Source organism: Pyxidicoccus trucidator (assembly GCF_010894435.1).
GTDB classification, from domain to species: domain Bacteria; phylum Myxococcota; class Myxococcia; order Myxococcales; family Myxococcaceae; genus Myxococcus; species Myxococcus trucidator.
Genome location: NZ_JAAIXZ010000001.1, coordinates 1,407,042 through 1,421,398 on the forward strand (window position 1 = coordinate 1,407,042; position 14,357 = coordinate 1,421,398).

A 14,357-nucleotide genomic window follows, 5' to 3' on the forward strand; every position below is an offset into this window, starting at 1 on the left:
CCTGGAATTCGTACGTTCTGCCTATGAACCTCGCCCCCCACCCCTTCACCCTCCGACAGCTCCAGTACGTGGTCGCGGTGGCGGATGCGCTGAGCTTCCGGAAGGCGGCGGAACAGTGCCATGTGTCCCAGCCCTCGCTGAGCGCACAGATTGCGCAGCTCGAGGGAGTTTTGGGCGTTCAACTCTTCGAGCGGGACAGGCGGCGCGTTCTGTTGACCCACGTGGGGACGGAAGTGGTCCAGCGTGCGAGACGGTTGCTGGTGGAAGTGGACGCGCTGGCCGAGGCGGCTCTGCGGGCGGGCGACCCGCTCAGCGGCACCCTGCGGCTGGGCGTCATCCCCACGGTGTCGCCCTACCTGCTGCCCGCGGTGACGCCCGCGCTCCGCAAGCACTTCCCCCGGCTCACCGTGCGCTGGCTGGAGGACAAGACGGAGGCGCTGACCCGGGAGCTGGAGCGGGGCGGACTGGACGCCGCGCTCGTCGCCCTGGAGGCCGACCTGGGTGACGTCGAGTCGGAGGTGCTGGCGGACGACCCGTTCTTCCTGGTGACGCCGAAGGACCACCCGCTCGGGCTGAAGAAGGGCGACGCCCTGCCCTCGGAGCTGCGCGGACAGGACGTGCTGCTGCTGGACGAGGGGCACTGCTTCCGGGAGCAGGCGCTCTCGCTGTGCTCCAAGGCCCGCGCGCACGAGCTGGAGTTCCGCGCGACGAGCCTTCCCACCCTCACGCAGATGATTGCCTCGGGCGCTGGCGTCACCCTGCTGCCCGCGCTCGCCGTCGCCACCGAGGTGAAGCGCTCCGAGCTGCGGGTGCGCCCCTTCGCGAACCCGGCGCCCAAGCGCACGCTCGCCCTCATCTGGAGGAAGCGCTCGCCCTTCAGCGGCGCGCTCCAGCAGGTGGCCGGCGCCATGCGGGACGCCTGGCCCCGGAAGTAGCGCGACGCGCCCCGGGCGTGGCTCAGCCCAGCAGGCGGTTGAGGCTGAGGTCCAGCCGGCTGCGCACCAGGCCCAGGAGGCTCTCCAGCTCCGGGGCCTCCATCCGCATCCGCGCGGCCAGCTCCGTGCGGGTGAGCTTCAGCAGGCGCTCCCGGGCGTGCGCCACCTGGCGCTGCATGCCGGAGCGCGACTCGCCATACAGCGCGGCGAGCTTGTCCATGGTGAAGCCGTGGAGGTGGTGCAGCCGCAGCAGCGCGCGCTCCCGCTCAGGCAGCGAGGCCAGCACCTTGCGCAGCACGTCGACGAGCAGCTCGCGCGAGTCCTTGCGCACCAGCTCGTGCTCCGGGTCCCCGGTGGACAGCATCCGCGCGAGCGCCTCGGGCGGCTCGTCGAAGAGCTCCTGGCGCCCGTCCCGGTTCGCCAGCTCACCGGCGATGCGCGCGGCGGTGATGCGCACCCAGGCCAGCAGCGGGCCCCGGCCGGAGTAGTCCGCGATTTTCGGTGGCGCCTCGCCCCGCCCCATCAGCAGCCGCGCGCGCAGCACCTGGAGCACCTCGTCCACCGTGGCGCGCGGCAGCGAGCCCAGCCGCGAGGGCACCTTCTGGAGGACGTGCTGGTCGAAGGCACGCAGGGCCTGGGGGTTGCCCTCGGCGCAGGCGCAGGCGAGGTACAGGTCGGCGCCGTGGAGCTGGCGCAGCACCTCCGCCGTCGCCTCCGCGGGCAGGTGCCGGGCCAGGTGGCGGAGGAAGTCCTCGTCCGTGAGGGACACCGTGGGCCAGGCGGTCCGGGCCGCCGTGAGGTGCTGCGCCAGGAGTGCGTCCAGGCCGTCCACCGCCGCCACCTGGACGCGCCGCTCCAGCGGCACGTACGCGCGCAGCAACGCGGACAGGGAGTCAGCTTCGGGTGTGTCACTCATCGCAGTCCCTCGCGTTGCCGCCAGGCCACCACGTGCTCCAGCTCGCGCCGCGCACGGAGGCCCAGGGTCTCGAAACGTGTCTGGGCCTCGCCGGCCATGGCCGTCGCGCGGGCCCGGTCCGGAGGCTTCAGCGCCAGGAGGACCCGGGCCAGGACGAAGGTGGCGCGGCCCGTGTCCCACCGCTCGCCGGAGGAGCTGCCAAGGCGCTCCCGGGCGCGCTCGGCCAGCGGCAGGGCCTTCTCCGGCTCGCCCAGGGCGAGGTGCGCCTCCGCGAGACAGAGGACGTCCCGTCCGACGTCCATGCTGTCGGGGCCCTGCACCGACTCGTTGAGCTCCCGGCTGCGCTGGCAGAGCGCGAGCGCCTCCCGGGGTGCTCCGGCGCCGAGGGCCGCGCCGGCCAGCGGTCCGAGGGCCATGGCGGCGTTGGCGCTGTTCGGGCCGTGCTGCTTCTCCTGCAGGGCCCGCGCGCGCTCGGCGTCGCGCCGTGCCTCGGCGTAGCGGCCCAGACGGAGGTAGAGCTCCGCGCGGAAGAGCAGCGACGTGACAGCGCGCGGGGACTCGGGGCCCAGCGAGCGCTGGAGACGGTCGAGGGAGTCCTGGAAGAGGGCGAGGGCCTCGTCGATGCGCTCCGCGTCGCCGGCCAGCCGGGCCAGGGCGGCCACCGTGAGCGCCGTGTCGGGGTGGTCGGGCCCGCGGATGCGCTCGTAGATGGCGAGTGCGCGCTGCTGGTGCTTCCACGCCTCGTCCAGCAGGCCCTGGGTGCGCAGCCGGAAGGCGAGGTTCTTCAGCGGAGCGGCAAGGAAGACGTTCTCCTCGGAGCCCGCGCTTCCATGGATGGCGATGGCCCGGCGCAGGGCGGCGATGGACTCGTCGGTGCGGCCCAGGCGCTCATGGTCCAGGGCGAGGCTGTTGAGGATGCTGATGAGCTCGGGATGCTCGGCGCCCAGGAGCCGCTCCCGCAACGTGAGCGCCTGCTGGTGGAGCGCGAGGGCCTCCTCATACCGCCGCTGGCGGACCCGGACGCGGCCAAGCGTGTGGAGGAAGTCGGCGGTGTGCAGGCTCCCCGAGCCATGGACCCGGCGAACCAGCTCCAGCCCCTGCGTGACTTCTGTGTCCGCCTGGTCGTACTTCCCCTCGGTCATCAGCACCGCGCCCAGCCGATAGTGAAGGTCCGCGGTGATGTCCGGGAAGCGCTCCCGGCCCAGCCGGGCCACCGCGGCCCGGGCATGGTGGGCAATGCGCTCCGCCTCCGCCGAACGGGCCAGCTCGTCGCCCACCACCCAGAGCAGGAGGTTCCAGGCGCGCGCGTTCGTCTCGTCGTCGCGCCCGGCCTCGGCGGCCCAGATGGACTTGTAGAGGATGCCCTCCGCTTCCTTCGGCTTGCCGTACTGGGCGTGGAGGTAGCCATGGGTGAGGAGCACCTCGGCCTCCAGCGGCTTGAAGTCGAGGCCCTTCAGCTCCTCGAGGAGTGCCGACGTCAGCTGGAGGCCCTCCCCGTACCGGCTCGTCGCGCGCAGGGCCTCGGCGTCCGCCAGCTTGCGCCGCGCCGCATCCACGCGAGGCCGGAGCGCGTCTGGCGGCTGCGGGCGGGTGGAGAGCGCCGGGGCATCGCGACAGCCCTCCAGTCCCTCCAGCGACGAGGCGAGCTGCTGGGCGTTGCGCACCGTCTGCGCGTCCGCCTTGCGCAGCACGTCGGTGACGGAAGCCAGCTGCCACAGCCGCGTGTCGAGACAGGCGGACGTCTGCCAGGCGGTGCTGGTGGGCTGCCTGCTGGCGGCGAGACAGGCCTCGGTGCGCAGCGTGCGCCACTGGGAGGCATGGGCGTCCAGCATGGCGGACACCTTCTCCCAGGCGAGGGAGGCGTACGGCGCCCCCGTGGCGAGGAAGGCCGCGCGCACCTGCTCGCGCTGCGTGGGGCCCCAGGCGGCGCCGAGCTTCTCCGCCTCCTGCGCGCAGTGCGCCTCGCTCCGGTGCGCCACCGCGTAGGCCCCCGCGGCGCCCAGCAGACACGCCGTGCCGGTGAGCGCCGCCACCCGGGCCCGCAGGCGCCGGGGCGGAGGCGTCAGCGCCGCCAGCAGCGGCTCCATGGAGGGGTAGCGCGCCTCGGGCCGTGGCAGGAGCCCGCGCAGCACCGCGCGCCGCACCCAGGCGGGCACCTTCGCCTCGCGGCCCGCCGGGCGCACCCGGCCCTCCAGCGCCGCGCGGGCCATCGCCTCCAGGCTGTCACCCTCGAAGGGGCGCACGCCGTAGAGGGCCTCATGGAGGGCCACGCAGAAGCTGAACTGGTCCGACAGCGCGTCCGCCCTCCGCCCGCCCAGCAGCTCCGGGGCCATGTACGCCGGAGTGCCCAGCAACACGCCCGTCCGGGTGAGCGGACTGGCGAGAGGACTGGCGGTGGGGCTCCCGGTGGACGCGGCCACGGCGGGCCCGACTCGCGGCGCGGCGCCCTGCTCGCGGTTGAGGGGACGCGCCATGCCGAAGTCCGTCACCCGCGCGCGTCCGTCCCGGCCGACGAGCACGTTGGCGGGCTTGAAGTCACGGTGCACCAGCCCCGCCGCGTGCGCCGCCGCCAGCCCGCGTCCGGCCTCGTTGAAGACGCGCAGGACTTCTTCGAGGGAGCGCTGCTGCTTCAGCCACTCCGCCAGCGTGACGCCGTCCACCAACTCCATGGCCAGGAAGACGCAGTCGTCCTGCGAGCCCACGTCGAACACGGCGACCACGTTGGCGTGGGAGAGGCGGGCCAACGCCTGGGCCTCCTGCACCAGCCGCAGCCGCAGCTCCTCCACCTGACGCCCTTCCGGACGCAGCACCTTGAGGGCCACCTGCCGGTCCAGCCGCGGGTCATACGCCGCGTACACCACGCCCATGGCTCCGGCGCCGATGCGCTCCAGCACCACGTAGCGGGCCAGCGTGGCGCCGCGCGCGAGCGGCGCGGGGACCGCCGGGAAGGACGCGTCCAGCTGGGAGGAGGTGGAGTCACCGCCCGCCGCCGCCAGCGCCCGCTGACAGTCGGCACAGCCTTCGACATGCGCCAGGACGTCGCTCCGCTGCTCCTTCGGCAGCAACCCCGCCAGCAGGTCACTCAGCGTCGTCTCAGCCGGGCACATCGTCATACCGTAACAACCGTACCAGGGTTCCCGGATTCCCCGGCTCGACGGTTGCGCGGCGGGGGGCTCTACGGACGATGCGGAAATTTCTGGGACGGCCGCGAGCCTCGGCCTTCTCCCCATCAGACGCCCCCGACAGCGTTTTCCTACAGCTTCCGAGGATTCCCCATGACCTCTGTCACCTCGAATCCGTCCGCCATCGCCGCAGAAATCCAGCGCCGCGCGCGTGAGGCCGCGGAGGCCGCCGCGAGACAGGCCGCCGAAGCCGCTCGCCGGGCCGCCGAGGCACAGGCGAAGCTGGCCGAGCAGGCGGCACAGGCGCAGCGGGCCCAGCAGTCCACCCGGTCCGACTTCCAGGCCGGGGTGAAGACGAAGGGGCCCGAGCTGTCCGCGGACCCGACGGCGCCCAGCAGCTCACTGCTCACGGAGGACACGCGGGACGGCAAGAGCAACTGCCTGGACCAGGCGGCGAACTGGCTGGAGCTGGCCTCGCCGGAGCTGCGTGCTCGCTCGGAGATGGTCTTCCTGGCCGACAGCCGCCCAGGTGCGGAGGGCGAGTCGGGCCATGTGGTCATTCGTCAGGGCAACAGCGTCTTCGACCCGGCCTCGCGCAAGAGCTACGCGTCGATGGACGCGTACCTGAAGGACCAGCCCCACTACCAACCGGCGGGCACGCTCCGGGCCAGTGCGGCGAAGCGCATCTTCGACACCCCTCCCGGGAGCCCCGCCCGCGCCGAGGCGCTGGCGAAGGAGAAGGTGTCCCCCGAGCTGCAGCGGATGATGGTGGCTGACGCCGCGCGGCCTCCGTCCGAGAGCACGACGCAGCCGCCCCCTCCGGGCGCAACGCAGACCGCGCCCCCGGCCGGCACCCAGGCGCCTCCCGCGGAGCAGAAGCCGTCATACACCCAGGAGCAGGCCACGAAGGACGCCGCCGCGCTGTACCAGGCGACGGACGGAGGCGTCACCGGCTTCGGCACCGACGAGGAGAAGCTCTTCAAGACGCTGCAGGGCAAGTCGCCCGAGCAGCTCGACGTGCTCCGCAAGACGTACAAGGACCAGTACGGGAAGGACCTGGACAAGGTCATCCGCAAGGAGCTCAGCGGCGCCGACCGCAAGAAGGCGGACGCCCTGCTCAAGGGTGACGGGGCGAAGAGCGACGCGGTCGCCATCCAGGCGGAGCTGGATGGGGTGTTCGGCTCGTCGGAGGAAATCCTCAAGACGCTGGAGAAGAAGTCTCCCGAGGAGCGGCACGCCATCGCGGAGAAGTACGCGGAGCTGAAGGGCGGCGCTCCGGCGGGACAGTCTCCCGAGGACTTCATGCTGTCCAAGCTGGAGAAGGAGCTGGACCCCGACGAGATGGCGCGGGCGCGGAACCTGCTCGGGGTGAGCCAGGCGAAGACGCCCGAGGAGGCCACGAAGCTGGAGGCCCAGGCCCTCAAGGACGGCCTGCGCGAGGACATCGGCGGCGCGGGCACCGACGAGGACCGCCTCTTCCAGCGCCTGGAGAAGGCCACGCCCGAGCAGCGCGCCATCCTGCTCCAGGACGAGAAGCTGCTGAAGGACCTGAAGGGCGACCTGTCCAAGGAGGACTACGCGCGGGCCATGGGGCTGCTCCAGGGCAATGGCGCCCAGGCGGACGCCGCGCGCATCCGGGGGGCGGTGAACGGCACCTTCGGCGCGGACGAGGAGGCCGTGCGCGGCGTGCTGGAGGGCAAGACGCCCGAGCAGCTCGAGGCCATCAAGGCCGAGTACCAGAAGCAGACGGGCAAATCGCTGGAGAGCGAGGTGCGCGGGTGGGACGGCGCGGACAAGGAGGTGACGCTGCGGCTGCTCAACCCTCCCAAGGAGGGTGACGTGAAGGCCCAGGCGGAGGCCGCCGCCGAGCGCATGCACCTGGCCATGGACGGCGCGGGCACCGACGAGGAAAAGCTGCGCAACGAGCTGCAGGGCAAGTCCAAGACGGAGCTCGACGCCATCGCCGCGGCGTACAAGGAGAAGTACGGGAAGGACCTGCGCAAGGAGCTGGACTCCGAGCTGGATGGCCGTGAGCAGCTCGAGCTCCTGGAGCAGATGTATGACCTGGGGGCCGTCGACCCGAACGACCCGAATGCGAACCAGGAGCGTGTGCGGCGCCTGCGCGAGCAGCAGTCGCAGGAGAAGGGCTTCGGCACGTGGGTGCTCGACCAGACGCAGCGGGCCATCAAGGGTGAGTCGGACAATGACCGGCTGGAGCACAACCTGGACCGGGCGGACACGGCGATTGCCAGCGGCGACACCGAGCGGGCCACCACGCTCACCGGATACGCGACGGAGGACGTGAAGTCGCTGCAGGCCAGCAAGGACTCGCTGGCGGAGGGCGCCGCGACGGCGGCGGTCGTCGTGGTCACCACGGCGGCGGTGATTGCCACCGGAGGCGCGGCCACACCGCTGGCGCTCGCGGCGTACGCGACGCTCGGCGCGGGCACGCGGGCGGCGACGTACGCGGCCTTCCAGGGCGGCGCGGCCGGAGCGCAGGAGCTGGGGCGCCAGGCGCTGATTGGCGCGGCGGAGGGCGCGACCGCCGCCATCCCCGTGGGCAAGGGCGCGGGCGCACTGACGTCCGGAGCGCGCGCCGGTGGCACCACCGTGGCGAAGGAGGCAGGGACTGCCGGCGCACGCACGGGCGCGACCACCGGTGCACGCACGGGCGCGACCACCGGCGCCAAGGAAGCGGGCACCACCGGTGCACGCACGGGTGCGACCACCGGCGCCAAGGAGGCGGGAACCACCGCCACGAAGGAGGCGGCAGGCAGCAGCGTCAGGCAGGCCGCGAAGCAAGGAGTCAAGGAGGGCGCGGCGGGTGGCGTGGCCGGCGGAGCCGTGGATGCGGCCACTCGGAGCGAGACCTGGGACAACGGCGTGCTGAGCGCCCTGGGGGACATCGCCACCCGCGCGGTGTTGGACGGCACCATTGGTGCGGTGTCGGGAGGCCTCACCGGGGCCGGCCTGACGGGCACGCTCAAGGCCACGGGCAAGGCTCCGACTCCTGGGAACAAGGCTCAGGCCTCCGAGGATGGAACCCAGCCCACGGGAGGGACTCCCGAGTCATCGCCCGCCAGGCAGAGCACCACGCCGGGCAATGAGGACGCGCCCGCCGTGGCCGGGAGCACCGGGGCGGGCACTCCCGCCAGGGCGGGCCCGCAGGGCCGCGCCGCGGAGGCGCGCGCCGACATCGACAAGGCGCTCGAGAACGTTCCTCCCCGACTCCGGACCGCCGTGGAGGAGCGGCTCGCCCGCGAGCCGGCCGCCGCAGCGACTGTTCGCGACATCATGACCCAGCCGTCCTGGTCCCGGCTCACTCCCTCCCAGCGAGAGGCGATGTGCGAGGTCATCGCGGAGACCTCTGCTCCCGCACTCAGGGACCTGCGGATGCTGGCGAGAGACGCGAACCGGCTGACCACTCCGGACAGCCAGGGGAAGACGCTGGTCGACAACCTGAAGCAGCTTGCCACCCAGCCACTCCACGCAAGTCTGGCCAGGCCCGGCATCGGCCGGCGGGAGATGCTGGAGTCCGTCCTGTCCGACGTGGCGGCACCGCAGCGGGTGCAGCAGGGCTGGGTCAACAGCTGCCAGGTCACCGCGCTCCAGCGGGACATGGCGGCGTATGACCCGTCGGAGTACGTGCGCCTGATGAACGGGCTGACCTCGACGTCAGGCACCGTCAAGATGCGGGGAGGCGCGGAGCTGACGCTGGAACCGACGCTGTTCGACCGGCAGAAGTTCGCGCTGCGCAACCCCCACCAGACGCCCCACCAGGAGCGTGGCGCGATTTTGAGGGGCCAGCAGCGCGCCCGACCTGAAGACGACATGAGGTCGCCTTCCGAGGGAATCTTCCAGAGCGCGACCCTCCAGCACGCGACGGGCCCGGAGCCGTACGATGCGCGGCGAGGCGCCCGGCTGACGAGCGAGGGGGAATGGAAGGAAGGCCTGCCCTCCCCGTCGACGGGAAAGCTGGCGGAGCAGCTCTACGGGAGGCCCTTCCGCTACGTCCCGTCCACGGACAACAACATCTCCCTGGTGGAGCGCCTCGTGGGCCGGCGGGGCGCGAACACCAGCCCCCCGTACCTGGTCCACGTCTCCAGCACCCCGGATGGCGCGGGCATGGGCCACGTGATGAGCATCTCCCGCTTCGAGAATGGCCGGGTCTACCTCTCCAATCCCTGGGGCCCCACGCGGATGAGTGTCTATGACACGAACGACCCGACGCGGCTCGTCCAGCGAGGCTCGAGCTTCGGGCCGCTCAAGCAGGAGAACCCGGGCATCGGTGAGTGGTCCATCGAGGTGGACCAGCTCCAGAAGTACCTCAAGGGCATCACCGTGCCTGCGTGAGCGGGGCCTCCGCCAGGCACCGGGGACGGGCCCGGGCGGCCATGACCAGCGTTGTGTACCGGCCGGGCTTGCCGCAGGCTCGCCCCCATGAATGCCCTGGAGCCCGCCGAGGCGCCTCTCCGCACCGGACGCGCCGGCTTCGCGCGGCTCGCCTTCGAGCGCTCGGGGCCCCGCACCGTGGTGCGCACCGCGCTGGCCCACAGTCCGCTGCGCCTGCTCACCCCGCGCAACCACGGCCACGCGGCGTGGGCCTACACCAGCTCGTTCGGCGGCGGGCTGGTGGACGGGGACCACCTGTCCCTGGAGGTGGACGTGGCGGCGGGGGCGTCCGCGCTGCTGTCCACCCAGGGCGCCAACCGCGTCTACCGCTCGCCCCGGGGCTGCCGGAGTGACTTCACGGCGCGAGTGGAGGAAGGCGCGCTGCTCGCCGTGGTGCCGGACCCCACCGTCTGCTTCACCGGAGCCCGGTATGCACAGACGTTCGACTTGCGGCTGGCCTCCGGGGCCTCGCTCGTCTTCATGGACCTGGTGACGTCCGGCCGGGACGCCAGCGGCGAGCGCTGGGCCTTCGCGCACTACACGTCCACCCTGCGCGTCTCGGTGGACGGCCGCCCCCGCGTGGACGAGCGCTGGCTTTTGGACCCCACCCACGGGCCGCTGCCGGAGCGCCTGGGCCGCTTCAACGCGCTGGCCTCCGTGCTGCTCCTGGGCCCGGCGCTGGCCTCCGCCCGCGAGGCGCTGGCCGCCGGGGTGGCCGCGCTGCCCGTGTCGTCCCGCGCGGCGCTCATCCCCTCCGCGAGCCCGCTCGGTGACGACGGCCTGCTGCTGCGCGCCGCCGCCGTGTCCGTCGAGGAATTGCTGCGCGCCACCCGCGCGTGGCTGTCCTTCCTGCCAGGCCTCCTTGGCGACGACCCGTGGGCGCGCCGGGTGTGAGGCCGCGGAGCGCCGGACCTGCTCCGGCGCTCCACGAAGGGGCTCACGCACCGTGACGATTAGAGCGGCGTGGCCCAGCGGGTGTGGTAGTCGCTCTGGAAGCGGTGCAGCCAGGGGCTGTCCGCCTGAACCACCAGGTTGGCCTCGCTGCCATCGTCGAGGATGGCGGTCACCGTGATGCTGTTCATGTTCCAGTTGTCGCCGGTGGCGAAGATGTCCGGCTGGCCGGAGGTGAACTGGATGCTGAACTCCAGCAGCCGGCTGAGCACGATGCCCACGGGCATCGGGATGGTCACCGTCTTGGTCGACCCGCCGGGCCACTGCGCGCCGTTGTTCAGGTTTCCGCCCGCGACCAGCTGGTTGCCCGAGGCGTTCGTGTACTTGAGCGTGGCCACGGCGTTGCTCGCGTTGCGCAGGTCGTCGGTGCCGGTGGCGATGGTGACGCGCATCTTCGAGACCTGACGGTCCCCATCACCCGCGAGCGCGGCGCCAGGCGACAGCGCGATGAAGGCCACGGCCAGGGCGGCGCCCAGGCTCGCGAGGGCGCGCCGGGAGACCACTGCCAGGGAACGGATTCCAGTCATGTTCGTCTTCTCTTTCGTCATGGGTCGGGTTCGTGGACAGACAGCTTCCCCGCGCCACCCAGCTCGCGCGGACTGGAGGCAAGGTCTCTTGAAGCCCTCGACGTGAACACTGCCAATCTTCTTGCACTGTCCCCGCCGCGAGGGCCGCGCGATACCCGGGCCCATGGCAAGACACGCCGCACGCATCCTGCTCATCGCGCTGCTCTGGAGCACGGCCGCCGACGCGACGCCGCCCGAGGGCTTTGGCAGACACCCCGAGGACCTGCGCATGAAGGTGGTGACCTTCGGCCCGGGCCCGGACGTGCACCAGTTCTTCGGCCACAGCACACTGTGGGTCGAGGACACGCGGCTGGGCGCGAGCATGCTCTACGGCTACGGCATGTCCTCCGTCGGGCGGGGCGCCGCGCTCGTGTTCCTCCTGAAGCGGCCGACCTACTGGGCCGGACGGGTGCCGCTGGAGAACGCGTTCTTCCTCTACCGGGAGCAGGACCGCGCCATCGCCGTGCAGGAGCTGAACCTGACGGTGGAGCAGCGGCGGCGGCTGCTCGCCCGGCTCGAACACGACGTGCGCCCCGCGCACCGCGAGTACCAGTACCACCCCATCGAGGACAACTGCGCCACCCGCCTGCGCGACGCCCTCGACGAGGCGCTTGGAGGCGCGCTGCGCGGAGGCTTCACGACTCCCTCCCGCCTCAGCGCGCGTGAGCACCTGCTCCGCCATGCCCAGAAGTCCCCGGTGCTGGGCCTGGTGCTGGACGTCTGGCTGAACGACACCGTGGATGCGCCCATGACGCGCTGGCAGGAGTCCTTCGTGCCGACGGAGCTCTCGCGGCTGCTCGCGGACGCCACCCTCCCGGATGGCGCGGGCGGCCGCGTCCCGCTGGTGGGCCGGCGGTATGACGAGCACCTGTCGAGCGCCGGAGCCGTTCCCGAGACGCCCGCCCCCACCCGGAGTGCCGGCTTCCTCATCGGCGCGGCGTTCGCGTCGGTGGCGGTGCTGCTCGCGGCCCTGCGCGGGCGCGGTGAGCCACGGTGGGCGCGCGTCCTCTTCGGGCTGTACCACGCGCTGTTCGGCCTGACACTCGGCTCCGTGGGTGCCGTCGGGCTCGTGCTCCGGTTCGGCTCCGAGCACACGGCGCTGCGCCCCGACGTCGCGCTCCTGCTGGTCAATCCCCTCACCTTCGCGCTCCTGCCCCTCGGCCTCGCGCTGGCGCTAGGACATCGCGGCGCGGAGCGTCTGGCTCGCGGCTGTGTGGGCGTGCTCGTGCTCGGCTCACTGCTCGCGGTGGCGCTCCAGTTCCTTCCCCCCTCCACGCGGGACGACCATGGGCTGCTGTCACTGCTGCTCGTCGCCAACCTCGGTCTCGGCGTGGCACATGGGCTGCGCCGGCACGTGGCCTCCGGAGCCGCTGCGCCTTCACGTGCGAGGCTCCAGCGGGCCTGAGCGGGCGCGGGCCTCACCCGCCAGCGGGCAGCAGCACGTCAACCCGGGCGCCTCCCCCGGGCAGGCTGGAGGCGCGCAGGGTGCCACCGCTCGCCTCCACGAGCCTGCCCACCAGCATCATCCCCAGCCCCGAGCCCCGCGGCTTCGTGGTGACGCTCCGTGGCCGCGCGCCGTCCAGCAGGTCCGCGCGGAAGCCGGGACCATCATCACTCACGCGCAGCAGGATGTGCCCCAGGCCACCGTCCGGCTCCACGCTCGCCCGGACCGTGCTGGCCCCGCGCCGGCCATCGCCCTCACACGCATTCACGAGCAGGTTGGTCATCACGTGGGCCAGGCCCCGCTCCCCGCCGACGACACGGGCGCGCAGGCCCTCCACCTCCGGGCTTCCGGACGCTCCCGCCCCGATGACGATGCGGACGTGGGAGAAGCGCGTCTGGACCACGTCCACCACATGGCGCAGCGTGGAGGCGACGTCCACGGGCTCGGGCTCGTCAATCATCGTCAACTCGCCCAGCGCCCGCGTCTTCACGCTGTCCACGAAGGCCTCCAGCTCGCCCAGGTCTTTCGCGATGGCCTGGGCATGCCGGGCGCACGCGGCGCTTCCCGACTCGCGGAGGATGAGGTCCGTGCGCAGCCGCGCCGCGGACAGGAGCGTCCGTACGTCATGATGCTCCCGGAGCAGCAGGCTCAAGTGCCTGCGCGTCCGCTCGCCGCGTGCGCTCTCACTTCCGGACTTGAGGACCATGCGCCGGGCGACGGCACAGGCGACGGTGGCCACCACGCCCGCGCTGCCCATGACGAGGAGGAGCATCGCCACCTCTGAAGCCCCGTAGGTGACGTGGTGCGCGTTGAGGTGCGAGTCCAGCGCGGCAAGGCCCGCCATCAGCAGGAGGTTGGCGGTCGTGCCCACCCAGGCCGCCCGGGGAGACAGCCGCAGCGCGGTGATGAAGATGACGGCGATGGCGGCGCCCGGGTCCGGCATCCGCAGCAGCCCCGTGTAGTGGGGGCCATGCCAGAGCAGCGTCGACAGCAGCGAGGCATGGGCGAACACGGCGTCCAGCACCGCGGAGGCCACCAGCATCCAGGGCCCGAACCGCCGCTGGCGGGCAGCCTGGAGCGCGGCCACCGACGCCGCGATGCTGAAGAGCAGCACGGGAAACTGGAGCAGCGCCGCCGGGGCGCCACCCTCCGCGCGGATGCCGCCCAGCGCGAGGAACCGGGCCAGGATGAGCCCGCAGAACACGATGCGGACCGCGCTCACCAGGGCCTCGCCCTCGTTGGAGGCGTCGGTCAACACCCGGTGGGCAATCCTCTCGGGCGAGGTCGGCGGAGCGGCGCTAGGCATGGGTGGTAGGGTGGGTGGCGTGGAAAGGGTTCGACATCTCCTGCTGGTCGAGGACTCGGCGAGCCTGGCCCGCGTGCTGGAGGACGCGCTGCGCTCCCGCGCCGAGCGCATCACCCACGTGCCCACCCTGGCCGGGGCCCGCCAGGTGCTGCGCGACGCGCCACCGGACGCCGTCATCCTGGATGTCAGCCTGCCGGATGGAACCAGCGACACCCTGCTGGAGGACCTGCGGGCGGTGGAGCCGCTGCCGCATGTCATCGCCATCAGCGGCAGCGCCACCGCCGAGCAGGCCTTCCGGCTGGCGGCCGGCGGCGTCCGGGCCTTCGTCCCCAAGCCCCTGGACCTCGCGAGGCTGGAGGCGGTGTGGTCGGAGACGCTGTCGCGGCCTCCGGACCTGGTGCTCGCGCTGCGGGCGAGCACCGGGCAGGTGCCCCTGCACGACCTGGAGAGCGTCGTCCGGGATACCCTGGTGGACGAGGCCCTGGCGAAGTCCGAGGGCAGCGTGCGCGGCGCCGCGAAGCTGCTGCGCATCTCCCGCCAGCTCCTCCAGCACATCCTCAACGCCCGGAAGTGAAGTCGCTCGGCACGGCATGGGCCGGCCTCACTTCAAGCGCTGTACCAGCCGGCTTCGACGCGCGTGGCGGCGCACAGCTCATGCCCCTGTAGACTGGGCGGCAACGAAGCGGCGGTTCGCGTGGCCATGGAAGCAACAGGCGCGCGCGCTG

Annotated in this window: 9 protein-coding genes; 5 read left to right on the forward strand and 4 right to left on the reverse strand. The window is 72.5% G+C overall.

The window, feature by feature from the left end; all coding sequences use genetic code 11:
- Positions 1-23 precede the first annotated feature (23 nt).
- A complete protein-coding gene (locus tag G4D85_RS05730; RefSeq protein ID WP_164008637.1) occupies positions 24-935 on the forward strand; it encodes a LysR substrate-binding domain-containing protein in 912 nt (303 codons plus the stop codon).
- 22 nt (positions 936-957) lie between these two features.
- Here G4D85_RS05730 and G4D85_RS05735 read toward each other — a convergent pair whose 3' ends face one another.
- Both G4D85_RS05735 and G4D85_RS05740 read right to left on the reverse strand, forming a co-directional pair.
- Positions 958-1,851, reverse strand: coding sequence for a sigma factor-like helix-turn-helix DNA-binding protein (locus G4D85_RS05735; RefSeq protein ID WP_164008639.1), 894 nt, complete (start codon positions 1,849-1,851; stop codon positions 958-960).
- Positions 1,848-4,964: a serine/threonine-protein kinase gene (locus G4D85_RS05740; protein ID WP_164008641.1), complete on the reverse strand. Its 3,117-nt coding sequence runs from the start codon at positions 4,962-4,964 to the stop codon at positions 1,848-1,850. Before G4D85_RS05740 ends, G4D85_RS05735 begins: the two co-directional genes overlap by 4 nt.
- A gap of 162 nt (positions 4,965-5,126) precedes the next feature.
- Here G4D85_RS05740 and G4D85_RS05745 point away from each other — a divergent pair, with 162 nt between their 5' ends.
- The gene (locus G4D85_RS05745; protein WP_164008643.1) at positions 5,127-9,326 is read left to right on the forward strand and encodes an annexin; all 4,200 of its coding nucleotides are present in this window, start codon (positions 5,127-5,129) and stop codon (positions 9,324-9,326) included.
- 87 nt (positions 9,327-9,413) lie between these two features.
- A complete protein-coding gene (locus G4D85_RS05750) occupies positions 9,414-10,259 on the forward strand; it encodes an urease accessory protein UreD (RefSeq protein ID WP_164008645.1) in 846 nt (281 codons plus the stop codon).
- A gap of 59 nt (positions 10,260-10,318) precedes the next feature.
- Here G4D85_RS05750 and G4D85_RS05755 read toward each other — a convergent pair whose 3' ends face one another.
- Positions 10,319-10,843: a hypothetical protein gene (locus G4D85_RS05755; protein ID WP_240359086.1), complete on the reverse strand. Its 525-nt coding sequence runs from the start codon at positions 10,841-10,843 to the stop codon at positions 10,319-10,321.
- A 163-nt stretch (positions 10,844-11,006) separates the two neighbouring features.
- Here G4D85_RS05755 and G4D85_RS05760 point away from each other — a divergent pair, with 163 nt between their 5' ends.
- Positions 11,007-12,287, forward strand: coding sequence for a lipoprotein N-acyltransferase Lnb domain-containing protein (locus tag G4D85_RS05760; protein ID WP_164008649.1), 1,281 nt, complete (start codon positions 11,007-11,009; stop codon positions 12,285-12,287).
- A gap of 13 nt (positions 12,288-12,300) precedes the next feature.
- On the opposite strand, the gene G4D85_RS05765 is transcribed toward G4D85_RS05760, so the two are convergent.
- Positions 12,301-13,584: a sensor histidine kinase gene (locus G4D85_RS05765; RefSeq protein ID WP_240359087.1), complete on the reverse strand. Its 1,284-nt coding sequence runs from the start codon at positions 13,582-13,584 to the stop codon at positions 12,301-12,303.
- A 67-nt stretch (positions 13,585-13,651) separates the two neighbouring features.
- On the opposite strand from G4D85_RS05765, the gene G4D85_RS05770 reads away from it, so the two are divergent.
- A complete protein-coding gene (locus G4D85_RS05770; protein ID WP_240359088.1) occupies positions 13,652-14,206 on the forward strand; it encodes a response regulator in 555 nt (184 codons plus the stop codon).
- Positions 14,207-14,357 lie beyond the last annotated feature (151 nt).